The organism is Corynebacterium uterequi, from assembly GCF_001021065.1.
Classification (GTDB): Bacteria; Actinomycetota; Actinomycetes; order Mycobacteriales; family Mycobacteriaceae; genus Corynebacterium; species Corynebacterium uterequi.
On the sequence record NZ_CP011546.1, the window covers coordinates 1517387 to 1542662 of the forward strand.

A 25276-nucleotide genomic window follows, 5' to 3' on the forward strand; every position below is an offset into this window, starting at 1 on the left:
GTCTAGTCCTCGCTCTCAGGGGAGTCGCTGAAGCGGGCGCGGATTGCCTCGCCGTGCGCCGGCAGCGCCTCCGCGTCGGCGAGGGCGACGATGTGCGGGCCAATGTTCGCCAACGCCGCCCGGTCATATTCGATGAGGTTCACCGGGCGCAGGAAGGTGTGGGTGCTCAGGCCGGCAGCGAAGCGCGCCGTCCCGGAGGTAGGCAGCACGTGATTGGAGCCGGCCGCGTAGTCGCCGAGCGGCACTGGCGCGTACGTGCCCACGAAGATTGCCCCCGCGTGCGTGATGCGCTCGGCAACCGCCCGGGCGTCACGGGTGTGGATCTCCAGGTGCTCGGCGGCGTAGGCGTCGGCGGCGGCGATGCCCGCTTGAAGGTCGTCGACGAGCACGATGCCGGACTGGCGTCCGGTGAGGGCCACCTCGACGCGTTCGGCGTTGCGGGTGACGGTGTAGCGGGCGGACACTTCGGCGTCGACGGCGCGAGCCAGGTCTTCGGAGTCCGTAATGAGCACGCTGGCGGCCAGCTGATCGTGTTCGGCCTGGCTGATGAGGTCGTAGGCAACGTGCACCGGGTCGGCAGTCTCGTCGGCGAGGATGGCGATCTCGGTGGGGCCGGCCTCGGCGTCGATGCCAACCACCCCGTTGACCAGCCGCTTCGCCGCGGTCACGAAAATGTTGCCCGGGCCGGTGATCATGTCCACCGGCACGAGGTCGGCGGCGTCGTCGCCATAAGCGAGCAGGGCGACGGCCTGGGCCCCGCCGACCGCCCACACCTCGTCCACCCCGAGCAGGTGGCAAGCGGCGAGGATGGTCGGGTGGGGCCAGCCGCCATGCTCCGCCTGCGGCGGGCTGGCCACGACCAGCGACGTCGCACCGGCCTCCTGCGCCGGGATGACGTTCATGAGCACGCTCGACGGGTAGACGGCCTGGCCGCCCGGCACGTAAAGACCCACCCGCTCAACCGGGAGGAACTTCTCCGTCACCGTGGCCCCCGGCGCTAACGTGGTGGTGTGATCCGCCGGCTTTTGCTCGCGGTGCACCGTCCGGATCCGCGCCATCGCTTCTTCCAGCGCCCGGGTGACCTCCGGCGACAGGGTGTCCACGGCGGCGGAAACGACTTCGGCGGGCACTCGCACCGATTCGGGTCGGATGTGATCGAAGCGTTCTCCGTACTCCAGCGCTGCCTCGGCGCCGCGGCTGCGGACGTCCTCGACGATCGGCTGGACGGTGGGAAGCATGGAGGCGACGTCCGTGCCACCGCGGGGAAGACTACGACGCAGTTGGGAGGTCGACGGAGTCTGGCCTCGAAGATCAATGACACTGAGCATGTAGGTCATTGTAGGAAACCAGTCGGGCGCGGACCCCACAACGCCCCCGGCTAACGCAGCATCGCGTCAACCCAGTACGTTGTCCCGGCCATCAGCGGCCCCGCCAGCAGGGCCGTACCCGGGTTGATCGGCGGCACCACGGTCACCGCCTGCCCCACCTCGGCGTCCTCGGCGTGGCGGAAGAGCACCACCGCCAGGTCCCCGCCGACGGCGAAGGCCACCACGGCGATGGCGGCGCAGGCTATAGCCCAGCCGAGCACCCCGGGACGGGGTCGGCTCGACAAGCGGCGGGCTGCCAGAAGGGCCAACCCCACGGAGAGCAGCCCGGTCAACAGCACGAACGAGGCGAAGCCGGCAAACTCCACGTTGGCCGAGGCATGCACCGCCAGCAGCGAGTCCTCGGCCACCGTCGCGTCGTAGCCCGGCCGGAGCAGTCCCCACGCCACCCCGACGGCCGCGTAGCTAGCAATAGCGAGCGCAAGGAAACCGCCGCCCGCACCGAGGTTGGCGGGTACCCGCGACACCTACTCGCAGATCTTCCACTCGCCGCCCTCGCGGGCGAAACGCCAGGTACGGACGTCGTCACCGTTCGAGGTGACCGTCGCCGACGCTTGATCGCCGTCGACACGAATGTCGCTGACCTGGGGGTTGGGATCCCACGTGTCAAGGTCGGACAGCCGGTAGTCCGGGACGCCCTTAGTACTGAAGCCGCTTTCCGGTGCCCGGTCGAGGATCGGCTGGCACAGGTGGGCCTCCATGAACTGGATCTGGTCCACCAGGGTCTCCTGGGAGGCGGTAGCCGTCACGAGCTGGGTGAGCGCGTCGGCGTCGCCGGCGCCCGCCGGAGCAGCACCTTCGAGGGGGGCCGCCATCCCCTGCGGGAGGTTGGCGCCGGGTTTATCGGCGTCCTTCGTGGGCAGGGCGAGGGTGCCGCCCTGCGCGGACGCCGAGGCCGACGACACACCGCCAGCCTCCACGTCGACGGTGGGCTTGTCCGATGCCCGAGGAGACGGCGCCGTGGTGGTCACGGGGGCGGCGGTGGCCGTCACCCGGCTAACGTCCGAGGCCTCGCCGTCGTCCTGGGAACCGCACCCGCTCACCACCAGCGGGGCCACCAGGACCATCGCGGCAGCAGCTCGCGGCTTGATTCGCAAGGATGACGAGATCACGATGGTTTCTCCTCTATCGGTGGTCAGGTCTGGACTAGGAATCCAGAGTAGCAACTGGGATCGTGACGCTTCCGCATAAGTGTCGCACAAAAAACTGTGAATTATGATGTGCACCGTGCACTTACAGCGAGACACCATCGTGGACGCCGCCACCGAGATTCTCGACACCTACGGTCTCGCCGACATGACCATGCGCCGAGTCGCCACTCAGCTGCAGGTAGCGCCCGGGGCGCTGTACTGGCATGTGCCGAACAAGCAAGCCCTGCTTGCGGCGGTCGCGGCCCGCATCCTCAGTCCCTGTCTGAGCGCCGGCGCGCCGTCGGACGCCCGGGAGTTCTGTGGCCTCCTGTACGAGCAGCTGCGCTCCGTCACCGATGCGGCGGACGTCGTCGCGGCCGCGTTGGCGCCTGCGGAGTCGCCGCTGCGCTCAGCACTGCACGAGCAGCTTCGTGCCCGGCTCAGCGGTGTCGACGACGCCGAGCTCGTGGCCGACGCGCTGGTTCTGCTCATCGTTGGTGCCACGGCCCGGGAGCAGTTGGCGGGCTCGGATACCCCTTCAGTGGTAGCGGCCTACGTCGATCTTGTTTTACGAGGCTGCTAATCGGCACACGGCGGTTGTTTGCCGTTAGACTTCGGAATTATGAGTTCTCAAGCTTCCCACGATCAGCAGGTGTGGCCGGGTCAGGCGTACCCGCTGGGATCTACCTACGACGGTGCCGGTACGAATTTTGCGTTGTTCTCGGACATCGCGGATCGCATTGAACTGTGTCTGTTGGACCGTGACGACAACGAGACTCGAATCGAGCTCACCGAGGTCGACGCCCACGTCTGGCATTGCTACCTGCCCGGCGTGGTGCCCGGCCAGCGCTATGGTTACCGCGTGTACGGCCCCTATGACCCGGGTGCAGGCCTGCGCTGCGACCCCAACAAGTTGCTCGTGGACCCGTACGCCCGGGCCTTCGACGGCGAGTTCGACGGCGACGCCTCCCTATTCTCCTACGACATCTTCGCCCCGGAGCCGGGCACCGGCCGAAATGAGGAAGATAGCCTCGGGCACACGATGAAGTCCGTGGTCATCAACCCGTTCTTCGACTGGGGTAATGACCGCGCGCCGAACATCCCCTACCACGAGACGGTCATTTACGAGACCCACGTCAAGGGCATGACGGCGACGCACCCGGACGTCCCCGAGCACCTGCGCGGCACGTACGCCGGCATGGCGCACCCGTCGGTCATCGACTACCTCAAGAACCTCGGGGTGACCGCCGTCGAGCTGATGCCGGTGCACCAGTTCCTTCAGGATGACCGCCTGCGCAACCTGGGCCTGCGCAATTACTGGGGTTACAACACCTTCGGTTTCTTCGCCCCGCACCAGGACTATGCCGCCGCGGAAAGGCCCAGCGAGGCCGTCGCGGAGTTCAAGGGCATGGTGCGCGCCTACCACGAGGCGGGCATGGAAGTCATCCTCGACGTGGTGTACAACCACACCTCCGAGGGCAACCACTTGGGCCCGACCATCGCCTTCCGCGGCATCGATAACCAGGCCTACTACCGCCTGGTCGATAACGACCAGTTCCACTACATGGACTACACGGGCACGGGTAACTCCTTCAACGTTCGCCACCCGCACTCCCTGCAGCTCATCCTGGACAGCCTGCGCTACTGGGTGACTGAGATGCGCGTCGATGGCTTCCGCTTCGACCTCGCTTCTACTCTGGCCCGCGAGTTCAACGACGTCGACCGCTTGGCCACCTTCTTCGACCTGGTCCAGCAGGACCCGGTCGTGTCTCAGGTCAAGCTCATTGCCGAGCCCTGGGACGTGGGCCACAACGGCTACCAGGTGGGTAACTTCCCACCGCTGTGGACGGAGTGGAACGGTAAGTACCGCGACACGGTGCGCGACTTCTGGCGCGGCGAGCCCGCCACCCTCGGCGAGTTCGCGTCCCGGCTGACCGGCTCCTCCGACCTCTACGCCAACAACGACCGTCGCCCCACGGCGTCGATCAACTTCATCACTGCCCACGACGGCTTCACCCTCAACGACCTGGTCAGCTACAACGAGAAGCACAACATGGCCAACGGTGAGGACAACCGCGACGGCGAGTCCCACAACCGCTCGTGGAACCACGGCGTGGAGGGCCCGACCGATGACGAGGAGATTCTGCAGCTGCGCGGCCGGCAGCGCCGCAACTTCCTCACCACGCTGCTGCTGAGCCTGGGCACGCCCATGATTAGCCACGGCGACGAGATCGGCCGCACCCAAAACGGCAACAACAACGTCTACTGCCAGGACAACGAGCTGTCCTGGATGGACTGGGATCAGCTGGAGGAGAACAAGGCGCTGCACGACTTCACTAAGCGCCTCATCAACATCCGCAAGCGCCACCCCGTCTTCCGCCGCCGCCGCTTCCTCAAGGGCGGCCCGCTGGGCACCGACGTCCGCGATCGTGACATCGCCTGGCTGGTGCCCTCCGGCGACCTCATGACCCAGGATGACTGGGACTTTGACTTCGGCAAGGCTCTCATGGTGTACCTCAACGGCAACGCCATCACCGAGCCGGACTCCCGCGGCCAGGAGATCGTGGATGATTCCTTCATCCTCATGTTTAACGCCCATTACGAGGAGATCGACTTCACCCTGCCGCCGAAGCAGCTGGGCGTGAAGTGGCAGCTCATCGTGGACACCACGGAGGCCACCGGCTACCCGCTCGATGCCAGCGAGGTCGATTGCAATGGCACCATTCGGGTGCCGGCGCGGTCGACGATGGTGCTCAAGCAGCTGGAGCCGCCGGTGTACGACGAGCTTGACGAGGACGAGTCCCCGGAGAAGGGTCCGCGCCCCGTCGCCGAAGGAATCGACGTCCTGGAGGCCAGCACCGTGAGCATTCCGGAGGAAGAGGAACCGGCCGTGGAGGTCGAACGCCGCACCGAGTTGACCCCGGGAGTGGGGCACCAGAATAAGGCCGTCGACGTTTACGAGGAGGACCCGGAGGATGTTTAACGCCCACGGTGCCACCGTCGAGGTGGAGCCGGGGTTCGTGGTAGGGCACCGCAGCGCCTTGGCGGCTGCGTTGTCCGGCGAGGACTCCTTCCGGATTTCCCTGGCCGACGCCACCGGCGTCGACGTTCACGAGCCCACCGCCCTGCTGCCCGGCCGGGTCCGTGTGCTCGGCACCGGCGCCGACATCGCCGTCGCCCCGAACCAGCAGGCCGTGGCCCGTGACCTCGCCGAGGCGATCTCCGCCGCCCTGCGCGGTGAGACCGCGGAGGTGGGCGTGGACGGCCTCGACTTCGTGGCCGTGGACGTCGAGACGGCCAATAGCCGGTGGGGGTCCATCTGCCAGGTCGGGGCTTCGCGCTTCCGTCATGGTCAGCTTGCGGCGCAGCGCGAGTGGTGGTGCCGGCCCCCGGCCGGGATCGATAGCTTCGACGAAGCGAACGTGGCCATCCACGGCATCACCGCCGACGCCGTGGCGGATCAGCCTCGCTTCGGCGAGATCCTCGACGACGTGGTGGCCTTCGTCGGCGACGACGTCGTCATCGCCCACAATGCTCAGTTCGACGCCTCGGCCATTCGGGACGCCGCCCAAGCCAGCGGGCTGGCTGCCCCGTCGTGGCGCTTCGGCTGCACGCTCGCTCTTGCCCGCGCGCGTCGGCTCGACGTCGCTAATCACCGCCTGCCCACGTTGGCCGCGCATTTCGGCATCGAGCAGACCGCGCACCACGACGCCGGCGATGACGCCGTCGTCGCCGGGCGCCTCCTCGTTGCCCTGGCCCGTGACCGCGGGTATGCGGGCTCCACCGAGAAGCTCTTCGACGCCGACTCGCTCAACCTAGGCGAGCTGTCTGACCGTCTCGTTACCCCCGTGTCGGTGCACCGCACCCGACCGGCCCCGGCCGCGGCGACCCCGGCGACACCGTCACCGGCGTGGCGGAAGGTGGCGACTCCGACGACCGTGCCGGAGGCGAACCCCAACGCCGATCCCCACCATCCGCTCTTTGGCCACAACGTCACCCTCACCGGGGACTTCGACCCCCTGGACAAGGGGGAATTGTGGGAGCGGATCGCCGAGTGCGGGGCGACCATCGGCAAGAACGTCACGAAGAAGACGACCATCCTCGTGGCCGGGGCGTGGAAGACGACCACCTCGAAGGAGAAGAAGGCGCGGGAGTACATCGACAAGGGTCAGAACATCGAGATCTGGTCAGCGACCCAGCTGATCGCCGCGCTCGATAGTGCGGGGGCAGCGTCGCGATAGTGGTTAAGCTGGGTGGGGAAAATCCGCCTCCGACGCCACAAAGGATTGTTCATGCGACGCCCCATCACCGCCACGTACCGTCTCCAACTCCGCGGTCCGCAGGCCGACCCGGCGGGCCGGCGTTTCGGGTTTGCCGAGGCGGCCGAGCTGGTCGATTACCTAGCTGACCTGGGCGTCAGCCACCTTTATCTGTCTCCGATCCTCACCGCCGACCCGACGTCGAACCACAACTATGACGTCATCGATGCCACCGAGGTCAACCCCGAGCTCGGCGGCATCGAGGGCCTGCGCGAACTGGCCCGCACCGCCCACGCCGCGGGGTTGGGTCTCATCATCGATATTGTGCCCAACCACATGAGCGTCGCCACCCCGTACCTCACCCCCTGGTGGTGGGACGTGCTCAAGAACGGCCAAGACTCCGAGTTTGAGCCCTACTTCGACATCGACTTCAGCCCGGATAATGGCGCCGGCGGCAAGATCGGCCTGCCGATCCTCGGCCAGGAAGGTGACGAGGACAAGCTCACCATCGAGCACAACGAGCACGTCGACGAGCTCGTCCTCGCCTACTACGAGCACCACTTCCCCATCGCCCCCGGCACCTGCGACGGGCCTCACGACGACCCGGCGCAGGTGTACGCCCGCCAGCACTACCGCCTGATGTATTGGCGCGACGGCGTCATCTCCTACCGTCGCTTCTTCTCCGTCAACACCCTCGCCGGCATCCGGCAGGAGGACCCCCTCGTCTTCGAGCACACCCACCGGGTGCTGCGCCAGCTGTGCGCCGAGGACATCATCGACGGCGTGCGCGTTGACCACCCCGACGGCCTCGCCGACCCCTTCGCCTACCTCCACCGCTTGCGCGACCTCATCGGCCCGGACCGCTGGTTGGTCATCGAGAAGATCCTCGCCGTCAACGAGCCGCTTGACCCTCGCCTGTCCGTAGACGGCACCACTGGCTACGACGCGCTGCGCGAGCTCGACGGCGTCTTCGTCTCCCGGGAGGCGGAGGACACTCTGTCCATGGTGGCCCTGCGGCAGTCCGGTTCCCCCTGGGACGAGACCTCCTTCCAGGCCATCGAGCAGCAGCTCAAACGGGACGTGGCGGCCTCCGAACTGGCCGCCGAGGTGTCCCGCCTCGCCCGCGCCATCCGGCGCGACAACTTCTCCACCGCCGGTTCCACGGTGTCCGACGAGTTGCTGATCTCCACGGTTATCGAGCTGGTCGCCGCCATCCCGGTCTACCGTGCGGACTACGAATCCCTCTCCCGGGTCACCTCCACCGTCTTCGCCGATATGGCCTCCCGCTTCCCCTCCCGGCGTGACGCGCTCGACCTCATCGCCGCCGCCTTCAGCGAACGCGGCGAGGCGAACACTCGTTTCGCCCAGGTGTGCGGCGCAGTCATGGCCAAGGGCGTGGAGGACACCACCTTCTACCGTGCGTGCCGCCTGGTGGCGCTGCAGGAGGTCGGTGGCGCGCCGGGGCGTTTCGGCGTGTCCAGTGCGGAGTTCCACCTGCTCAACGACGAACGCGCCCGGCTCTGGCCGCGCGCGATGACGACGCTGACGACCCACGACACCAAGCGCAGCGAGGACGTCCGTTCCCGGATCATCGGCCTGACCGAGATTCCCACGGAGTTCGCGGAGTTCGTTGACCGGCTCTCCGGCCTCGTCCCCGCCCCGGACCCGGCAACCGGTCTGTTTCTCTTACAAAACCTCATCGGCGTGTGGCCGGCCGACGGCGCCGTCTCCGACACCCTGGTACAGCGCTTCCAGGACTACAGTCTCAAGGCCATCCGCGAGGCCGGGGTGCGCACCTCCTGGGTCGATCAGGACCCCGCCTTCGAGACCGCGGTCGCTGACTGGGTCGACGCGCTCATGCGTGGCCCAGCCGCCCCCATCATCACCGCTTTCGTCGCCCCGCTCGCTGACACCGCGGTGTGCGTCAGCCTGTCGCGCAAGCTCCTCCAACTCATCGCCCCGGGCATCCCGGACGTCTACCAGGGCCAGGAGCTCTTCGACGACTCCCTGGTGGACCCGGACAACCGCCGCTTCGTGGACTACACGGCCCGCCGGCAGCTGCTGCAACAGCTGGACATCACTGCCGAGCTCCGGGCCGACGACGACCCGAACCTCGCTCTCCTGCACACCGTGCGCGAGGCGCTGCGACTGCGCCGGAGGTTGCCGGAAATGTTCGACGGCGGCCGCTACGAAGCAGTCTTCGCCGAGGGTCCGCGCGCCGGCCACCTGGTGGGCATGGCCCGCGGCTACGCGGACTCCACCGCTGTCATCGCGGTGGGTACCCGCCGCCCTCACACGCTCGACGTGAGCGGCGGCTGGCAGGACACCACCCTCACGCTTCCGGAGGGCGAGTGGGTAGACAAGCTCTCGGGCCGACGCCTGTCCGGCGTGGTTCCGGCCGCCGACGTGTTTGCCGACTTCCCCACCGCGCTCCTCGTCAACGCCCAGCTCGATGAGCAGACTCGCTAGGCTCGGCACGGCCTATCACGAGTGGGTGCGCCACCACCCACAGGCCAGCGACGACTTCGCAGACGCTTTCGAGGACCTGCTCACCGACGGCGGCGTCACCTTCGACCGGGTCAGTGCCCGCGTGAAGACCTGGCCGTCGCTCAAGGCGAAGGCGCAGAAGCGGCGCGCCGACGGCCGCCTGGCCTACCCGGATCCGTGGAATGACATCCACGATCTCATCGGAGTGCGCATCAACGTCTATCACTCCACGGAGATCCCCGTCGCGCTCGCGGTGTTGCGCGAGTCCTTCGAGGTGGTCCGCTCCGTCGATAAAACCGCCCAGACCCGGGTCTCCGGGGGTTTTGGATACGGTTCCCACCACCTGGTGCTGCGTGTTCCGCCGCATCACGAGGACCTTCGGGCCTACGCCGGAATGCGCCTGGAGGCCCAGGTGCGCACGGTCCTGCAGCACGCGTGGGCCGAGTTCGAGCACGACATCCGCTACAAGTCCGGCCAGTTGGATCCCCAGGTGGACCGGGCGTTCACGCTCGCCGCCGGACTCATCGAGTTGGCGGATCAGCAATTCGACCAGATCGCGGCCCTGCGTAAGCCCACCGCCAGCCAGCCGGATCGCGGCGACGTGGACATCAGCGCCGAGACCCTCCCCGGGATTTTGGCGATGCTGCTCGGCACCCGCTTCCCCCCATCGCGTTCGGAGAATTACCGCTGGTTGGAGGAGCTCCTGGCCGCCAATGGCGTGACCACGGTAGCCGAGCTCAGTGCGCTGCTCGACCCTGCCGCTATCGCCTCCCTCGACGAGCGACTGCACTACCGCTTCACCCCCGGCCAGGTACGCCTCATCGACGATCTGCTGCTTCTGCGCTTCGGCCAGCAGCACATCGACCGGACGGGAACCACCGGCTACCGGGCGAAGAACCGCCCCCGTCGTCTGGCGGAGCGGCTGGCGAAGCTGCGCCCCTAGCGTCCCCGCAGCTTCTCCAGCTGGCGGCGTTCCTTCTTCGTCGGGCGTCCCGCGCCCCGGTCACGCACCGGCATAGCGCCACGCGGCGGCTCCGGCGGAGAGTGATCCGCGTAGCAGCGGCGCGCCACTGGCGCCCCGACCCGCTTGCTCACCGTCGCCAGCACCTCCAGGTCATAGATGCGGTGGTGGTGCCAGATCCGCACCCGGTCCCCGGGGACCACCTGCTGGGCCGGCTTGACGGCGACCCCGTTGACCTTGACGTGCCCGGCGCGCACCGCTTCCGCAGCCTCGGAGCGGGTCTTGAATACCCGAACCGCCCACACCCAGGCGTCGACGCGGACGGGACGGCCGTCGGGCTGCGTCACTGGTCCCGGTGGTTGACGATGGCCCGAACCTTCATCGCGTGGTAGCCGCCGCCGGCAACGGCCACGATGAGCCCGAGGGCCAAGAAGAACCACGTGTGGGCGATGAGCGCGAGGCCAATGCCGCCGATAACTCCGCCGCCGACGAAGGCGACCGCATTGCGGGAGTGGCGCCGGACCTGGTCTTTCCGGGCCTGGATGGGATTATTGGGACGGTGGGAAAGCGTCATAGTTCGCTATTTTAGTCCTCCACCCACGCCGTACCGGCTTCCACGGGTTCGGCCTGCCCACGGGTCAGCGCGGCGAGCATGTCGGCGAGGCCGTCGCGGCTGCCGGGGGCCACCGCCACGGTCAGCGTCACCGACGCTCCGTAGTCAGCGTCGGTAACCGCCACTCCGCGAGCGCGCAGCTCGGCCTCCAGCCGGCCGGCGTCGGCGTGGCTTGCCTCCACGAGGTAGAGCTCGCGCAGGCTGCGAGTGCGCTGCGGAACCGACTCCAGAGTGAGCCCGACGGCCTCCGAATAGGCGTGCACGAGCCCTCCAGCGCCGAGCTTGATCCCGCCGAAGTAGCGGGTGACCACTGCCGCAATATCACGCATTCCGGAGCCTTTGAGCTGTTCCAGCATGGGCCGCCCGGCGGTGCCGGAGGGCTCCCCGTCGTCGGAGGATCGCTCGATGGGATTCGCGTCGTCGACGTGCACGACGTAGGCCGAGCAATTATGGCGGGCGTCGGGGTAGCGCGCCTTGACCTCGTTGATGAAGGCGCGGGCGTCGTCCTCCCCCCGCACGCGGCGGAGGCTAGTGATGAAGCGGGAGCGCTTGATGTCGAGTTCGTGGGTGTAGAGGCCGTCGGCGGGTATGCGGTAGGAGGTGTGCATGATGACACTCGACCTTAGTGCACCTACCCTGGGCAATTATGAATAACTACGAAGTGTGGGCACCGAATGCCGAGGCAGTTCGGCTGTGCATCGACGGCGCTACCACTCCCCTGACTGAAGGGGAACGCGGGTGGTGGCGTAGTGACCGGACCCCGGTGGCCGGGGAGCGCTACCAGTATCAGCTCCTGCGCGACGGCGAATGGTCGATCCCGCTGCCGGACCCGCGCAGCCGCCGCCAGCCGGCGGGCATACACGGCCCCTCGGCGGTCGTGGCCGATGATTTCTGTTGGACCGACGGCGCTTATCCGGGCCGCGAATTGCGCGGGGCGGTGCTCTACGAATTGCACGTCGGCACGTTTAGTCCCGAGGGCACGTTCGATGGCGTCATTGACCGCCTCGATCACCTGGCCGATCTGGGCGTCAACGCCATCGAGCTCATGCCGGTACAGCCCTTCGGGGGGCAGCGAAATTGGGGCTACGACGGCGTCGACTGGTTCGCCGTCCACGAGGCCTACGGCGGCCCCGAGGGGTTAAAGCGGCTCGTCGACGCAGCTCACGGCCGCGGCATTGGCGTCGTCCTCGACGTGGTGTACAACCACTTCGGCGCCGACGGCAACTATGCCGGCTTCTTTGGGCCCTACACCGCGGGTGGCGCCACCGGCTGGGGTGAGGTGGTCAACGTCTCCGGTGCCTCGTCCGACGAGGTGCGTGCCTACATCCTCGACGCGGTGCGCCAGTGGCTGGCGGAGTTCCACATCGACGGGCTGCGGCTCGACGCCGTCCACGCCATCGACGATCGCCTCGCCGTGTCGCTCTTTGAGGAACTGGCCGACGTCGCCGCCGAGGTGTCGGCCGCCACCGGGGTGCCGCGCCTACTTATCGCCGAGTCGGATCTCAACGACCCGCGCCTCATCGCCGCCCGCGAGGACGGCGGATATGGCCTGACCGGGCAGTGGGTGGATGACGTCCACCACGGCATTCACACCCTCGTCAGCGGGGAGACAGACGGCTACTACAGCGACTACGGCACCCTCGACGTCCTGGCCTACACGCTGCGCCACGGCTGGCGCTTCAACAATGACTATTCGGAGTTTAGGGCCCGCCACCACGGCCGGCCCCTCGATCTAGAGCGCACCCCGGCCTGGCGGCTGGTGACGTACACAACCACGCACGACCAGACCGGAAACCGCGCCGCCGGGGATCGCCCGTCGCAGCACCTCTCCCCGACCAAGCTCGTCCTCAAGGCGGCCCTGGTGCTCACCTCTCCTTACACGCCCATGCTGTTTATGGGCGAGGAGTTCGCGGCGCAGACCCCGTTCCCGTTCTTCTGCTCCCACACCTCCGACGAGCTCAACACCGCCACCCGCGAGGGCCGGATCGAGGAGTTCCAGGCCATGGGCTGGGAGCCGTCGTCGGTGCCGGATCCCAGCGACCCCGCCACCTTCGCCTCCGCCAAGCTTGACTGGGAGTTCTCCAGCGAGCAACGCCGCGTCCTCGACGCCTACCGGCGCCTCATTTCCCTTCGCGGCGAGCTGGCGATCCCCGAGACCTTCCTGGACTGGGAGGTCTCCCACGGGGAGGGGTGGCTGGTGCTCAGCGCACCCACCTACCGGGTGCTGGCTAACCTCAGCGATTCCCCGTGCCGCCTCGATGTCGGCGGCCGACTGCTGTACGCTTTCGATGCCCCAGAGGTCACCGAGCACGATGCCCTGCTCGGCCCCTGGGAGTTCGCGATCGTCGCTCGCTAGATAGCGACGACGAAGTCGTACTCCGGCGTGCCCGGTTCCAGGCGCCGGCAGTCGAGCGCAGAGCCCTCGATGCGCTCCAGCAATCCAGCAAGGTCGCCGGCGTGGGACAGCTGCAGGCCGACGAGCGCGGTGCCGGTTTCCCGGTTGTTGCGCTTGAGGTACTCGAAGAGGGTGATGTCGTCGTCCGGGCCGAGGATGTCGGTGAGGAAGGAGCGCAGCTGGCCGGGCTCTTGCGGGAAGTTGACGAGGAAGTAGTGCTTGAGCCCGCGATGAATGAGCGAGCGTTCCATGATCTCGGCGTAGCGGAGCACGTCGTTGTTGCCGCCGGAGATGATGCACACGACCGTCGAGCCCACCGGCAGCTGAAGCTGGCGTAGCCCGGCAACGCTCAGCGCCCCGGCCGGCTCGGTGATGATGCCCTCCGACTGGTAGAGGTCGAGCATTTCCGTTGCCACGGCCCCTTCATCGGAGTTGATGACAGTGACCCGGTCCTGGTGAGCCGAGACGATCTGGTAGTTGAGCGCGCCCGTGCGCTTCACCGCCGCGCCGTCAACGAAGGTATCCACCTCATCCAACGTGATGGGTTCGCCCGCCGTAAGGGCGGCTGCCAGGGAGGCAGCCCCGGCAGGTTCCACGCCGACGATCTTCGTGCGCGGCGCCATGTCCGCCACGTAGCTCGTCACCCCAGAGAGCAGGCCGGCCCCGCCGACGGGCACCACGACGGTATCCAGGTTCTTGCCCTGGGCGGTGAGCTGCGCGAGGATCTCGGCAGCCACGGTGCCCTGCCCGATGACGGTATTACGGGCGTCGAAGGGTTCGATGACGGTCGCTCCGCGTTCGGCGGCGTCGGCGCGGGCCGCGGCTGCCGCCTCATCGAAGTTGGCGCCGGTAACGACCAGCTCCACCATGTCCCCGCCGTGCACCGCGATGCGGTCGCGCTTCTGCTTCGGGGTTTTGGCCGGGACGAAGATCTTGCCCGGGATGCCCATGGTTCGGCACGCGTAGGCCACACCCTGGGCGTGGTTGCCGGCCGACGCCGCAACGATGCCCGCCTGGCGCTCCGCCTGCTCAAGCTGGGAGATCGAGTAGTAGGCGCCACGGATCTTGTAGGAGCGGACGTCCTGGAGATCCTCACGCTTCAGGTACACCGACCAGCCGGTTTCCTCGGACAGCCTCGGGCAAAACTGCAACGGCGTCGGCGCAATGACCGCGGAAATTCGGGCCTGGGCGGCCTGGACGTCGGATGCATGGATGGGCTCGAAGGGCTGCGTAGAGGTCATGGGCGTAGATATTACGTTAGAACAGCTCGCGGGTAGCGATCTCCGCACCCTTGACCACGGACTCAAGCTTGGCCCAGGCGATTTGGGAGTGCAGACGCCCACCCAGGCCGCAGTCGGTGGAGGCGATGACGTTCTCCGGTCCGACCTGCTCGGCGAACTTCACGATCCGGTCCGCCACCAGGCGCGGGTGCTCGATGGCGTTGGTGGAGTGGGAGACCAGGCCGGGGTAGATGACCGTGCCGGCCGGCAGGCTGCGGTTGCTCCAGACTCGCCACTCGTGCGCGTGCCGCGGGCTGGAGGCTTCGAAGGAGAAGCCGCCCACCTTCGCTTCGAGGATGACGTCGATGATGTCTTCGAAGGGCACGTCGGTGGAGTGCGGTCCGTGCCAGGAGCCCCAGCAGATGTGCAGGCGGGTGAGTTCGCGCGGCAGGCCGGCGAGTCCGGAATTGATGGCGTCGATGCGGACCTTGAGCCAGTCCTGGAAGTCCGCCACGCTCGGCTCCGGATTGATCTGGTCCCATGCCTCGGCAAGATCCGGCGCGTCGAGCTGGACGGTGAAGCCGGCGTCAGTGATGGCCTTGTACTCGTGGTGCAGCGCGTCTGCGCAGGCCTGGACGACCTGCTCGTCGGTGTCGTAGTGCTCGTTCTTCAGCCGGGCCGCGGACCCCGGGGAGAGGGCGGCCACGAATCCGGCCTCGGCCCCGGCGGCGTCGATCGCCGTGCGCAGCAGGTTGACGTCGGTGGCGACTTCGTCCTGGCCGATGTAGGTGATGGGGCCAGTGAACTTGGGGTTACCGACCTTGGCGCGGCCGGCGAAGATTCCGGATTCCGGGTCGTTGTAGGCGTCGGCGAAGATCTGCCGGTCCCGGCGATCCGCAAAGGACGTCAGTTTGATGTTGCCCGGGGTAGAGCGGACGACGTCCTGGGCTGCCCAGCGATCCTCTTCGGTCATAGTCAACCCGCCGAGGCGGCTGAAGGAATAGTTCCACCAGGCACCGTAATCGACGGCTCCGGAGGTGATGTGCCCGTACTCGCCTTCGTTGACGATGTCCACGCCCATCTCCACCTGGCGCCGGACAACCTCGTTGACCGAGTGTTGCAGGATCTCGAAGAACTCGGCGTCGTCGATGCTGCCAGCGGCACGCTGGTTGTTAGCAGCCAGCAGTTCGGGGGTGCGCGGCAGGGAGCCGACGTGGGTGGTGCGGATCTTATTCGTCATGGGGTCCTCCATTAGTAGAAGGTGAATCGATCGCGCTGCGCCCGGAAAGAGTTCAGCGCACAACGACACACGGTGCGGCTAGCCTCGACCGGGGCTCCGGAGGGCTTCTGTGGGGTCACCTTACCGGAGGCCTCACCCCAGCCCGCTATTTATATTCAGAAGCGGTACACCATGGTCGTGTACCCGCTGGGTGCGTCGGCGACAGCGACGTAGCCGACCCGCTCGTACACCCGGCGCGCACCAGGGTTGTCGACGTGGACACACAGCGATACCCCGGGCACGTCCCAGGAGCGGGCCAGATCCAGCGCGTGGGCCATGAGCTCGGTGCCCACGCCTCGGCCTTGGTATCGGGTTTCCACCGCGATCGCCAGTTCCGGGAAGGCGGGGTCGACGAAGCCTTCCCCGTGGCACTCGGCAGTGCCGAAGATCAGCCACGCCCCGCCGGCGGGGTTGTCCAGGTCCTCGTCGACGGCGATGATCCCGCCCCGCTGCGGGTCCCAGCGGCCCACATAGAAACGGCTGGCCTCAAGAAACTCCGCGGTGTCCGGGGTGGCGCTTTCGTCGCCGAAGACCTCGGTGAGGTAGTTGAGGCGTCGGATGTATGTCAGGTCGGCGCTGGTCGACGGGCGGTACGCAATAGCCATGCCCGCCACGCTACCCGAGGATGCCCGCTCCTAATGTCGCCTTGAGATCGCCCATGAGCGCGCCGGAGCGGTCGACGCGCAGGTGCTCGCCGAGGACCATGAGCGTCGACTGATCGCCGTTGACCAGGTTGAGGTAGACGTCGGACTCGCCCTTGTTCGCCATGAGCACGTTCTTCAGCTTTCGGATCGCCTCCATCGTGCATTGCTCGGTGCGCATCGTCAGCCGCAGTGGCAGCCCCGCCCCACCACCAGGGCCCAGATCCGGAACCTTGAGGTCGTCGCAGAAGAGGCTCGTTCGGTCCTCACGGATGGTGACGTGCACCTTCGCCAGGATGATGTTGTCCTCCACGATGGAGGTTGCCACCATGGAGTACAGCTGCGAGAACACCAGTATCTCCACGGAAGCGCCGTGGTGGTCCTCCACGGTGACAATCGCCCACGGGGAGCCGTCCTTCTTGGACACCCGCCGGTCGACCGCGGAAATGAGCCCGCCGATAATCAGTTCCTGCTTGTTGTGCACCTCTTTGGCCAGGATGGCGGTCAGCGGGGTGTTCGTCTGGGCGTCGATGGCCTCCTCGAAGCCGTCGAGGGGGTGCCCGGAGACGTAGAGGCCAAGCATCTCGCGTTCCAGGGCGAGTTCATGCTTGCGCTCCCACTCCTGGTCCGGGACGTCGATGCCGAAGACATTGTCCTCCGCCTCGCCCCCGAGGCCGGCGAATAGGTCAAACTGTCCCCGGTCCGCAGCCTTTTTCGTGGTCAGTACGGAATCGACAGCGTCTTCCTGGATGAGCATGAGCCCTTTGCGGGGATGGCCGAGCGAATCGAAGGCGCCCGCCTTGATGAGCGACTCGGTGATGCGTTTATTGCAGGGCAGAAGGTCGATCTTGTCCAGGTAGTCGCCGAAGGAGGTGAAATGTCCCTTGGTGTCGCGGGTGGCGACGATGGACGCCACCACCTCGTGGCCCACGTTGCGGATGGCGCCGAGACCGTAGCGGATGTCTTCGCCGACGGCGATGAAGTCCTGTTCGGATTCGTTGACGTCCGGCGGCAGCACCTTGATGCCCAGGTGTCGGCAATCGGCAAGGTAGATGGCCGACTTGTCCTTCTTATCTCCCACCGAGGTCAGCAGAGCCGCCATGTACTCAGGCGCATAGTTCGCCTTGAGGTACGCCGTCCAATAGGACACGAGGCCGTAGCCGGCGGCGTGGGACTTGTTGAAGGCGTAGGAGGCGAAGGGCTCGATGGTCCCCCACAGCGCGTCGACGGCGGACTTCGAATAGCCGTTGTCGTACATACCCTGGGAGAATTTCTCGTACTGCGCGGCCAGCACATCGGCCTTCTTCTTACCCATGGCCTTGCGGAAGCCGTCGGCCTCGCCGGCCGTGTAGTTCGCCACCTTGCGGGAGATCTCCATGATCTGCTCCTGGTAGACGATGAGGCCGTAGGTTTCGTCGAGGATGTCGCGCAGCGGCTCGTCGAGCTCCGGGTGGATCGGAGTGATGTCCTGCCGGCCGTTCTTGCGGTCGGCGTAGTTCCAGTGGGCGTTAACGCCCATCGGCCCCGGACGATAGAGCGCCAGCGAGGCGACGATGTCGTTGAAGCCCGTCGGCTTCATGCGACGCAGCAGCTCCTGCATGCCGCCGCCATCGAGCTGGAACACGCCAAGGGTGTCGCCGCGACTGAGCAATTCGTACACGGCCGGGTCGTCGGTGGTCAGCTCCTCCAGGTGAATCTCTTCACCGCGATTGCGCTTGATGTTCTCGATTGCGTCACCGATGACGGTGAGGTTGCGCAGACCAAGAAAGTCCATCTTCAGCAGGCCGATGGCTTCGCATGCCGGGTAGTCCCAGCCGGTGATGATGGCCCCATCGGCGGCGCGCTTCCACATCGGAATGTGATCGAGCAGGCGCACGCTGGCCATAATCACCGCACAGGCGTGCACGCCGGACTGGCGCACCACGCCCTCCAGGCCGCGGGCGGTCTCGTAGATCCTGGCAACATCGGGATCGTTCTCGATCATGGTGCGCACCTCGGTCGCCTCGGTATAGCGCGGGTGCTCGGGGTCGGTGATACCCGATAGCGGGATGTCCTTGGCCATGACTGCCGGCGGCAGCGCGGCGTTGATCCGGTCCGCCATCTGGAACCCGGGCTGGCCGAAGTTGACCTTCGCGGCGTCCTTGATGGCCTGCTTGGTCTTGACCGTGCCGAAGGTGATGACCTGGGCGATCTTGTCCTCGCCCCAGCGCTGCGCCGCGTAGGCGATCATTTCGCCGCGGCGGCGGTCGTCGAAGTCGATATCGATATCGGGGGCGCTAGGGCGTTCCGGATTGAGGAATCGCTCGAAGAGCAGGCCGTGTTCGATTGGGTCAATGTTCGTGATCGTCAGCGCGTAGGCGACGAGCGCGCCGGCTGCGGAACCACGGCCCGGACCGACGCGGATGCCGATGGAGCGGGCGTGCTTGATGATCTCGGCGACGATGAGGAAGTAGGACGGGTAGCCCTTCATGTCGATGACGTCGATCTCATACTCGGCGCGAGTGAGGTACTCCTCGGGGATCTCGGCGCCGTCGAAGCGGGCACGAAGCCCTTCCATCACCTCGTGGCGCAGCCACGACGTCGGCGTCTCTCCGTCGGGGACGTCGGCGATGGGCATCCGGTCGTGCGGGTGGGCCTCCCAGATCTCCCCGTAATCCTGGACTCGCTCGGCGATCCACAGGGTGTTATCGCACGCCGACGGCACCATGTCGTCCCACATCTGGCGCATCTGTTCCGCGGACTTGATGTAGTAGCCGGTGCCGTCGAACTTGAAGCGGTCGGCATCCAGCAGCGTCTTGCCGGTCTGCACGCACAACATGGCCTCATGTGCCGGCGCCTGGGATTCCAGAACGTAGTGGCAGTCGTTGGTCACCAGTGGCGGCAGGTCGAGCTGGCGGCCGATCTGCAGCAACTCGTCGCGGACCCGGCGCTCGATGGAGATTCCATGGTCCATGAGCTCAAGAAAGAAGTTGTCCTTACCGTAGATGTCCTGCCACATGGCGGCGGCTTCGAGTGCGGCGTCGTACTGGCCGAGGCGCAGGCGAGTCTGCACGTCCCCGGAGGGGCAGCCGGTGGTGGCGATGATGCCGTCGGCGTGCTCGGCGATGAGTTCGGCGTCCATGCGCGGCCACTTACCCAGCTGGCCTTCGTAGGACGCCATCGACGACAGGTAGAACAGATTCTTCAGGCCCGTGGAGTTTTCGGCGATCATCGTCTGGTGCAGGTACGCGCCCGAGGCCGACACATCATCCGACTTTTGATCCGGGGTTCCCCACGACACGCGCTTCTTGTTGAAGCGGGACTCCGGTGCCATGTAGGCCTCAATCCCGATGATGGGTTTGATGCCGGCGGCGGTCATTTTGCGGTAGAAAGCATCAGAGCCGTACATGTTGCCGTGGTCGGTCATTCCCACGGCCGGCATGCCCTGGCGGCTCACTTCCTCCGCGAGGAGATCGATCTTGGCCATGCCGTCGAGCATGGAGAATTCCGTGTGGTTGTGCAGGTGCACGAAGGAGGAGTTCTTGGCCATGGAGGTCATCCTAGACCGGGCATGAACGGGGGGTTAATGGGGAACAGCTTTCATAGATTTCTTTCCCCCTGCTAACATGCGCGAACAACGTTCCATCAACCGTTTGACCAATGTTCGACGGACGTCGTCTCGTCAAGAAAGGACCAGCCTATGGATCTACCGTCGCGCCGCGCCCAGGCACCCCTGCTCGTAGCCGCAGCCCTCATGATCTCCACTCTGAGCGCAGGAATCGCCCACGCCATACCGGACCCCACCACCCACGTCGAGCTCAACGCCTCGGAAGAGAACACGGTGAGAGGCAAGGCCTCCTTCAACTTCGCGGACGGACGCACTGTCGGCATCCCGGCCCTGCGAGAGCTGCGTCGGTATGCCTGGCAGGAGAACCTGCCTTTCAACGGCACGTCCATCCGCGAAGCCGCAGCAGCCCACGGTCTCACCACGATGGAGGCGTACGCCAACGCGCCTCAGTCCGACGGTGGACTGGTGCGCATTGCTGTGCAGCGCGCATTCGAAGAACCGGGTTCCGTGGCGGAGGCCTCCCTCCGCGACCACTCCCGTCCCACCAGCGCCGCGGCCTGCTCTATTCCCGGCAGCGAGTTCGACCACACGGTCGCGCACTGCCAGCGGTTCAGCAGCGCCACCTACAACGGCCACAGCTCCTTCTCTGAGAACCTGGCGTGGGGAGCGGACACCTTGACCGAGGCCATCATCAACCAGTGGGGCAAAGCAGAAGTGGCCGCCCTCAAGCAGAGCAATGGCGGGTGGAACAGCGCCACCGGCCATCTGCACACCCTGCTCAACCCCGAGTACATCTACTACGGGTTCAGCGCAGTGGACACTGAACGCGGCGAGTACGGCACCTCCTATTCCACTCAGGCATCCCCGCAGCGGATCGACGCTGACAATCTGCCTGACAAAAGGCAGACCGTGTATCTTCACCGCAGCGTGACCAGCGGCGAGACTCCCACGGGTGCGCACTCTCCCGAGCCTGCTACTGCTGATCCTTCGCTGTTTTCTCAGATGAGCTCGGTCTTTAAGTCGGTCTTCCTCAGGCGCGACGCTTAACGAGTGCTTTAAGGTTGCTTCATGCTTTACGTCGTCGGCGCCTATCTCATGTGGGGATTCTTCCCTGCCTACTTTCCGCTGCTGTTGCCTGCTAGCCCGCTGGAGATCTTGGCCCACCGAGTCTTGTGGTCAGCGGTGCTCATGGTGGCGGTGTTGACGGCGTCTCGCGGGTGGGGCGAGCTGGCTCGGGCCGATCGGCGAACCTGGGCGCGCCTCGCGGCCGCCGGGGTGCTGGTGACGGCGAACTGGGGCATCTACGTGCTGGCGGTCAATTCCTCGCAGGTGGCCTCTGCCGCCCTGGGCTACTTCATTAATCCTCTCGTCTCCGTCCTGCTGGGCTTGGTGATTCTGCGGGAGTCCCTCACCCGCGGGCAGGTGACCTCGGTGGCTGTGGCGGGCGTGGGGGTGGCGTGGCTGACCTTCCAGGCGGGCGAGCCGCCCCTGGTGGCGTTGGGGCTGGCCTTCACGTTCGGCTTCTACGGCCTCATCAAGAAGCGGGTGAGCCTGTCCGCGACCGCCTCGTTGACCGCCGAGACGCTGGTGATGACTCCGGTGGCCCTGGCGTACCTGCTGTGGCTGGGGCCGGAGAACACCTTCGCCACCGAGGGCAACTCCCACACGGTGTTACTCATGCTCGCGGGGGTTATCACTGCCCTGCCCCTGTTCTGTTTCGGCAAGGGTGCGAAGGAACTGCCGCTGAGCACCATCGGCATGCTTCAGTACATGACGCCGGTGATGCAGCTGCTGTGGGCGCTGCTGGTCACCCGGGAGACGCTGTCGGCACCCGAGTGGGTGGGCTACGTCGTCATCCTGGTGGCGGTGGCGATCTTCCTGACGGATCTTATCCGTCGACGCCGGCGGGTTCCTCGCCCGGCGCGGGCACGGCTTTGATCCCGAAGCGACCCCACGCGGCGTCAGGAGGCAACAGCTCGACGCTGGCGACGTCCTCCTCCTCAGCGATCCGTTCGAACGTCTGTGGGGTGTCGTAGGCCACGACCCCCACCATCGCTTCGATGGGCGGAAAGTCGCTTCCGGCCAGGTGGCGGTTGAGCTGATCGAAGCCTCGCTCGTAGGCAGCGGCGCGATCCTCGTTCGCCAGCGGTTCCGGCAGCTGCTCGGCGCGGGCGCCGACGGTGAGCATGGCGTTGACGCGGGCGACGTCCTCGGTGATCGAGGCCGCGGAGCCGGCATCGAGCGGCGCGTCGAAGACGATGAGACCGAAGACGGGTTCCGACACGGTGGCCACAGCGTCGACGGACCGCTGGGCGCGTTGCGCGTACGCAGCCGGTGTTTCCCCCGCGTCCGGTCCGAGGGTATCGCCATTCGGCGCGGGGGGCGCGGGATGGCTACCGCCAAGAGCGAGCCCCACAACGAAGAAGAGGGTCGCCCCAGTGATGGCCGCCCACCGAGCGCGGGTCATCCGCGAACCGTTTCGAGGGCGACGCGAAGATCGTCCGGGTACGGTGCCTCAATGACCTGGTATTCCCCCGTCCCCGGGTGGGTGAAGCCCAGCGATACCGCATGGAGCCACTGCCGGGTGAGGCCGAGCCGCTTGGCCAGCTTGGGGTCGGAGCCGTACATGGGGTCACCCGCGCAGGGGTGCCCGATGGAGGACATGTGAACTCGGATCTGGTGCGTGCGGCCGGTCTCTAGGTGGACCTCGATGAGGGAGACGTCCCGGAAGGCTTCGATCACGCGGTAGTGGGTGATGGCATGCTTGCCGTCGCTGGTGACGGCGAAGCGCCAGCCGGCGGAGGGGTGCCGACCGATGGCGGCGTCGACGGTGCCGACGATGGGATCCGGCAGGCCTTGGACTAGCGCGTGGTAGGTCTTGTCCACGGTGCGGTCGCGAAACGCCTGCTTGAGGGCGGAGTAAGCGCGTTCACTGGCCGCGACCACCATGACACCCGAGGTGCCGACGTCGAGCCGCTGGACAATGCCCTTGCGTTCCGGCGGACCGGAGGTAGAGACTCGGAAACCAGCAGCGGCCAGCCCGCCAACCACCGTGGGCCCCTCCCACCCGATGGTCGGGTGCGCCGCCACGCCGACGGGCTTGTTGACCGCGATGATGTCGCCGTCGGAGTAGAGGATGTCCATGCCTTCGACCAGTTCCGCGCGCGGAGTCAAAGGCTCCGGGGCGGGAAGGGTGACTTCCAGCCAGGAACCGGCCACGAGGCGGTCGGACTTGGCGGTCGCGACCCCGTCGACGAGCACGTCCTCGCCCGCGATGAGATCCGCCGCGACCGTGCGCGACACGCCGAAGAGCCGGGCTACGGCGGCGTCGACGCGCATGCCGTCGAGCCCTTCCGGGACGGGAAGCTGGCGAATGTCGGTCATCGGGTGCGCGCCTCCCGTCGTTCCTCGGTGATCATGGCCACCACGAAGATGGCGACGCCGATGTTGATGGCCGCATCGGCCAGATTGAAAATGGCGAAGTTGCCCACGGAAATGTAGTCAACGACGTGCCCGAACCAAAAGCCCGGTTCGCGCACCAGCCGGTCGATGAGGTTGCCCAACGCTCCCCCACCGATGAAGGCAATACCCACGGCCGTCGGCCGGTCCTTGATGAACCGCGTGGCCACGAGGGTGGCCAGCACGAAGGCGAGCTGGATGCTCGTGAAAAGCCATGTGGAGTCCTGCCCCATGCCGAAGGCTGCACCCGGGTTGAAGATCAGCAACAGGCGAAACCAGTCCCCGATGACCGGCTCCGGGACGCCGGGTGTGAGGGTGGTGAGCATGTACTGCTTGACGGCTTGGTCGACGGCCGCGACGCCTAAGAGGATCGCCACCATCAGCGGAGCGTGTGTCTTCTTCACAACGGCTATTGTGTCTCAAACCGGTGACGAACCTGCAACTGGGGCGCGGTAGATTGGGGCTTATGCTTCGTCGAACCGCAGCCACCGTGTTGATCTGCCTTGCCGTGGCTGGGTGTTCCTCGCCCGCACCGGAGGCCCCGCCGGTGGGCGTGCCCGTCGACGCGCCCCGCGTGACCGTCGTCGATGCTGGCTCCGGCGCAGCCGAGGTGGTGCGCTACCAGGACATCGGCTCCGAGCAGAGCATCGAGGTGGTGGTCCGCGACGGCTTCGGCCAGTTCATGGGCCAGAATACTAACCCCGAGCCCCCGGCAGTCATCATTGAGCCCGCGTCCGTCACGATCTTGCCGTTATCCGGCGCGACCGGTGAGGCTTCCGCCCAGCCCGCGACCCGCGCGGTGGAGCTGACGCTCGGCGCCTCGACCACTATCCCCGGGGCGGAGGGCTTCGGGGTGGGCTGGCGTGGTGACGACGCGGGGCAGATTTCCACAGTGCTGCTCCACGCCCCCACGGCCGCCTCAGACAAAGCCCGGTCCGCCACCGAGGACGCGGTATGGAGCCTCGTCAACCTTCCCGTGGTGTTTCCGGCCACGCCGATTGGCGTCGGCGCGACCTGGACAGTCGAGGCACGGGTGGCCGGGGACTCCGGTCAGCTCCAGGTCATTACCTACACACTGCAGTCGCTCGCTGGTTCGACGGCCCAGCTCGACGTTTCCGTGGAGCGGCGCCCCTCGCTGGGAGCCCTGCAGGTAGACGAGCGCACGAGCCTTAAGGTGAGCAGCGCCGAATCCGCCTCCTCCGGCACGCTGACGGTGGATCTCACGAAGCCACTGCCCGTGGCGGGGCGCGTCGACGTCGCCACTCGCGTCATCTATCGCGACGAGGAAGCGGAGGAAGTGGTGCAGGATTCTTCTACATCTGTGGAGTTTCGCTAGCGCCGTCCTCGGCCACGCACGTCGGCGGCACCTGCTCCGGCGGAAGGGTGTTTTCGACGAGGACGCAGGCCCAGGACTTGCCGATCTTCCATGTGTTGTCCTCCCAGATGAACTCCACCTTGTCGGCGGTGGTCGGCTCCCGGTCCGGGGCGGTGATGCTCACGACGGCGAGCACCGAGTTCGGGCTGTAACCCGGCAGCACCGGGTCCACCACCTGCAGCTGTGCCCCGCTTTCCTGCTGAGAAGCCGTCAGCGCGTCGAATACAGACTGGTCAACGCCTTCGCCGCCTTCGACGGTGCGCCGCCGCTCCTCGATCGGCAGTTCCGGGTTCGCCGCGGTGGTGAGCACCTCATTGAGTTGCCCGGCCGTCGGCAGTTCCACCGTAGCGGCGGGCGCCGGGGCTGCTCCCGTGGTGCGGTCGGTCGGTGCGTCGGCGGCCTCACCGGCGTCGTTTCCGCATGCGACCAGCAACGCGCTGAGCCCTGCCGCAACGATGATGCCCCCCAGTTTGCGTGTCAACACTTTTCCTACCGACTCCTTCACTAGCTGTTTGGCAAGAATGA

At 66.7% G+C, this 25276-nt stretch carries 23 protein-coding genes; 9 read left to right on the forward strand and 14 right to left on the reverse strand.

The annotated features are described in order from the left end of the window. Positions 1–2: 2 nt before the first annotated feature. The 3 genes from hisD to CUTER_RS07055 are packed head-to-tail and all read right to left on the reverse strand — an operon-like array spanning position 3 to position 2497. Positions 3–1328, reverse strand: coding sequence for a histidinol dehydrogenase (gene hisD, locus CUTER_RS07045; RefSeq protein WP_047260673.1), 1326 nt, complete (start codon positions 1326–1328; stop codon positions 3–5). Between the two features lie 50 nt (positions 1329–1378). Further along, complete coding sequence (locus CUTER_RS11080) at positions 1379–1852, reverse strand: hypothetical protein (protein ID WP_052844064.1); 474 nt, start codon at positions 1850–1852, stop codon at positions 1379–1381. Beyond that, entirely contained in the window at positions 1853–2497 is a 645-nt protein-coding gene (locus CUTER_RS07055; RefSeq protein ID WP_047259840.1) for a hypothetical protein, read from the reverse strand. Positions 2498–2600: 103 nt separating this feature from the next. Here CUTER_RS07055 and CUTER_RS07060 point away from each other — a divergent pair, with 103 nt between their 5' ends. The 5 genes from CUTER_RS07060 to CUTER_RS07080 are packed head-to-tail and all read left to right on the forward strand — an operon-like array spanning position 2601 to position 10204. Further along, on the forward strand, positions 2601–3098 hold the full coding sequence (locus tag CUTER_RS07060; RefSeq protein ID WP_052844065.1) for a TetR family transcriptional regulator: 498 nt from the start codon (positions 2601–2603) through the stop codon (positions 3096–3098). Positions 3099–3137: 39 nt separating this feature from the next. Beyond that, complete coding sequence (gene glgX / locus CUTER_RS07065) at positions 3138–5498, forward strand: glycogen debranching protein GlgX (protein WP_047259841.1); 2361 nt, start codon at positions 3138–3140, stop codon at positions 5496–5498. Next, on the forward strand, positions 5491–6756 hold the full coding sequence (locus tag CUTER_RS07070; protein WP_047259842.1) for an exonuclease domain-containing protein: 1266 nt from the start codon (positions 5491–5493) through the stop codon (positions 6754–6756). The genes glgX and CUTER_RS07070 overlap by 8 nt, the downstream gene beginning before the upstream one ends. A gap of 51 nt (positions 6757–6807) precedes the next feature. Next, positions 6808–9243, forward strand: coding sequence for a malto-oligosyltrehalose synthase (gene treY / locus CUTER_RS07075; RefSeq protein WP_047259843.1), 2436 nt, complete (start codon positions 6808–6810; stop codon positions 9241–9243). Continuing rightward, entirely contained in the window at positions 9227–10204 is a 978-nt protein-coding gene (locus CUTER_RS07080; protein WP_047259844.1) for a GTP pyrophosphokinase, read from the forward strand. Before treY ends, CUTER_RS07080 begins: the two co-directional genes overlap by 17 nt. Here the strand turns inward: CUTER_RS07080 and CUTER_RS07085 are convergent. The 3 genes from CUTER_RS07085 to CUTER_RS07095 are packed head-to-tail and all read right to left on the reverse strand — an operon-like array spanning position 10201 to position 11443. Continuing rightward, on the reverse strand, positions 10201–10569 hold the full coding sequence (locus CUTER_RS07085; protein WP_047259845.1) for an RNA-binding S4 domain-containing protein: 369 nt from the start codon (positions 10567–10569) through the stop codon (positions 10201–10203). The genes CUTER_RS07080 and CUTER_RS07085 overlap by 4 nt on opposite strands. Continuing rightward, a complete protein-coding gene (locus tag CUTER_RS07090) occupies positions 10566–10796 on the reverse strand; it encodes a hypothetical protein (RefSeq protein WP_047259846.1) in 231 nt (76 codons plus the stop codon). Before CUTER_RS07090 ends, CUTER_RS07085 begins: the two co-directional genes overlap by 4 nt. Before the next feature lie 11 nt (positions 10797–10807). After that, on the reverse strand, positions 10808–11443 hold the full coding sequence (locus CUTER_RS07095; protein ID WP_047259847.1) for a YigZ family protein: 636 nt from the start codon (positions 11441–11443) through the stop codon (positions 10808–10810). 38 nt (positions 11444–11481) lie between these two features. Here CUTER_RS07095 and treZ point away from each other — a divergent pair, with 38 nt between their 5' ends. Beyond that, a complete protein-coding gene (gene treZ, locus CUTER_RS07100) occupies positions 11482–13191 on the forward strand; it encodes a malto-oligosyltrehalose trehalohydrolase (protein ID WP_047259848.1) in 1710 nt (569 codons plus the stop codon). Here the strand turns inward: treZ and ilvA are convergent. The 4 genes from ilvA to dnaE form a co-directional block, all read right to left on the reverse strand. Then, positions 13188–14471 carry a threonine ammonia-lyase IlvA gene (ilvA, locus tag CUTER_RS07105; RefSeq protein ID WP_047259849.1) on the reverse strand — a complete coding sequence of 428 codons (1284 nt, stop codon included), beginning with the start codon at positions 14469–14471 and terminating at the stop codon, positions 13188–13190. The genes treZ and ilvA overlap by 4 nt on opposite strands. Positions 14472–14487: 16 nt before the next feature. Continuing rightward, the gene (locus CUTER_RS07110; RefSeq protein WP_047259850.1) at positions 14488–15690 is read right to left on the reverse strand and encodes a cobalamin-independent methionine synthase II family protein; all 1203 of its coding nucleotides are present in this window, start codon (positions 15688–15690) and stop codon (positions 14488–14490) included. Positions 15691–15845: 155 nt separating this feature from the next. Further along, a complete protein-coding gene (locus CUTER_RS07115) occupies positions 15846–16334 on the reverse strand; it encodes a GNAT family N-acetyltransferase (RefSeq protein WP_047260676.1) in 489 nt (162 codons plus the stop codon). A 10-nt stretch (positions 16335–16344) separates the two neighbouring features. After that, a complete protein-coding gene (gene dnaE / locus CUTER_RS07120) occupies positions 16345–19899 on the reverse strand; it encodes a DNA polymerase III subunit alpha (RefSeq protein ID WP_047259851.1) in 3555 nt (1184 codons plus the stop codon). Positions 19900–20049: 150 nt separating this feature from the next. Here dnaE and CUTER_RS07125 point away from each other — a divergent pair, with 150 nt between their 5' ends. Together CUTER_RS07125 and rarD are read left to right on the forward strand one after the other, a co-directional pair. Continuing rightward, entirely contained in the window at positions 20050–20964 is a 915-nt protein-coding gene (locus tag CUTER_RS07125) for a hypothetical protein (RefSeq protein ID WP_052844066.1), read from the forward strand. A gap of 21 nt (positions 20965–20985) precedes the next feature. Beyond that, positions 20986–21855: an EamA family transporter RarD gene (gene rarD, locus CUTER_RS07130; protein WP_047259852.1), complete on the forward strand. Its 870-nt coding sequence runs from the start codon at positions 20986–20988 to the stop codon at positions 21853–21855. Here the strand turns inward: rarD and CUTER_RS07135 are convergent. Genes CUTER_RS07135 through lspA form a run of 3 tightly spaced genes read right to left on the reverse strand, consistent with a single transcriptional unit; the run spans position 21806 to position 23780 of the window. Further along, positions 21806–22384 (reverse strand): hypothetical protein, encoded by a 579-nt coding sequence (locus CUTER_RS07135; RefSeq protein WP_052844067.1) that lies wholly within the window; start codon positions 22382–22384, stop codon positions 21806–21808. The genes rarD and CUTER_RS07135 overlap by 50 nt on opposite strands. After that, complete coding sequence (locus tag CUTER_RS07140; protein ID WP_047259853.1) at positions 22381–23301, reverse strand: RluA family pseudouridine synthase; 921 nt, start codon at positions 23299–23301, stop codon at positions 22381–22383. The genes CUTER_RS07135 and CUTER_RS07140 overlap by 4 nt, the downstream gene beginning before the upstream one ends. Continuing rightward, a complete protein-coding gene (gene lspA / locus CUTER_RS07145) occupies positions 23298–23780 on the reverse strand; it encodes a signal peptidase II (protein WP_269079405.1) in 483 nt (160 codons plus the stop codon). Before lspA ends, CUTER_RS07140 begins: the two co-directional genes overlap by 4 nt. A 62-nt stretch (positions 23781–23842) precedes the next feature. Between lspA and CUTER_RS07150 the strand changes: the two genes are divergently transcribed. Then, on the forward strand, positions 23843–24712 hold the full coding sequence (locus tag CUTER_RS07150; RefSeq protein WP_047259855.1) for a hypothetical protein: 870 nt from the start codon (positions 23843–23845) through the stop codon (positions 24710–24712). Here the strand turns inward: CUTER_RS07150 and CUTER_RS11730 are convergent. Further along, positions 24690–25235 (reverse strand): hypothetical protein, encoded by a 546-nt coding sequence (locus CUTER_RS11730; protein ID WP_047259856.1) that lies wholly within the window; start codon positions 25233–25235, stop codon positions 24690–24692. The two genes, CUTER_RS07150 and CUTER_RS11730, sit on opposite strands and share 23 nt — an antisense overlap. Positions 25236–25276 lie beyond the last annotated feature (41 nt).

Coding starts and splice junctions, on each gene's coding strand:
- hisD (WP_047260673.1), bottom strand. CDS start 1,328: ATGCTCAGTGTCATTGATCTTCGAGGCCAGACTCCGTCGACCTCCCAA.
- CUTER_RS07135 (WP_052844067.1), bottom strand. CDS start 22,384: ATGACCCGCGCTCGGTGGGCGGCCATCACTGGGGCGACCCTCTTCTTC.
- CUTER_RS07070 (WP_047259842.1), top strand. CDS start 5,491: ATGTTTAACGCCCACGGTGCCACCGTCGAGGTGGAGCCGGGGTTCGTG.
- glgX (WP_047259841.1), top strand. CDS start 3,138: ATGAGTTCTCAAGCTTCCCACGATCAGCAGGTGTGGCCGGGTCAGGCG.
- rarD (WP_047259852.1), top strand. CDS start 20,986: ATGCTTTACGTCGTCGGCGCCTATCTCATGTGGGGATTCTTCCCTGCC.
- CUTER_RS07060 (WP_052844065.1), top strand. CDS start 2,601: ATGATGTGCACCGTGCACTTACAGCGAGACACCATCGTGGACGCCGCC.
- dnaE (WP_047259851.1), bottom strand. CDS start 19,899: ATGGCCAAGAACTCCTCCTTCGTGCACCTGCACAACCACACGGAATTC.
- CUTER_RS07095 (WP_047259847.1), bottom strand. CDS start 11,443: ATGCACACCTCCTACCGCATACCCGCCGACGGCCTCTACACCCACGAA.
- CUTER_RS07115 (WP_047260676.1), bottom strand. CDS start 16,334: ATGGCTATTGCGTACCGCCCGTCGACCAGCGCCGACCTGACATACATC.
- ilvA (WP_047259849.1), bottom strand. CDS start 14,471: ATGACCTCTACGCAGCCCTTCGAGCCCATCCATGCATCCGACGTCCAG.
- CUTER_RS07150 (WP_047259855.1), top strand. CDS start 23,843: ATGCTTCGTCGAACCGCAGCCACCGTGTTGATCTGCCTTGCCGTGGCT.
- CUTER_RS07090 (WP_047259846.1), bottom strand. CDS start 10,796: ATGACGCTTTCCCACCGTCCCAATAATCCCATCCAGGCCCGGAAAGAC.
- CUTER_RS07080 (WP_047259844.1), top strand. CDS start 9,227: ATGAGCAGACTCGCTAGGCTCGGCACGGCCTATCACGAGTGGGTGCGC.
- treY (WP_047259843.1), top strand. CDS start 6,808: ATGCGACGCCCCATCACCGCCACGTACCGTCTCCAACTCCGCGGTCCG.
- treZ (WP_047259848.1), top strand. CDS start 11,482: ATGAATAACTACGAAGTGTGGGCACCGAATGCCGAGGCAGTTCGGCTG.
- CUTER_RS07110 (WP_047259850.1), bottom strand. CDS start 15,690: ATGACGAATAAGATCCGCACCACCCACGTCGGCTCCCTGCCGCGCACC.
- CUTER_RS07125 (WP_052844066.1), top strand. CDS start 20,050: ATGGATCTACCGTCGCGCCGCGCCCAGGCACCCCTGCTCGTAGCCGCA.
- CUTER_RS07140 (WP_047259853.1), bottom strand. CDS start 23,301: ATGACCGACATTCGCCAGCTTCCCGTCCCGGAAGGGCTCGACGGCATG.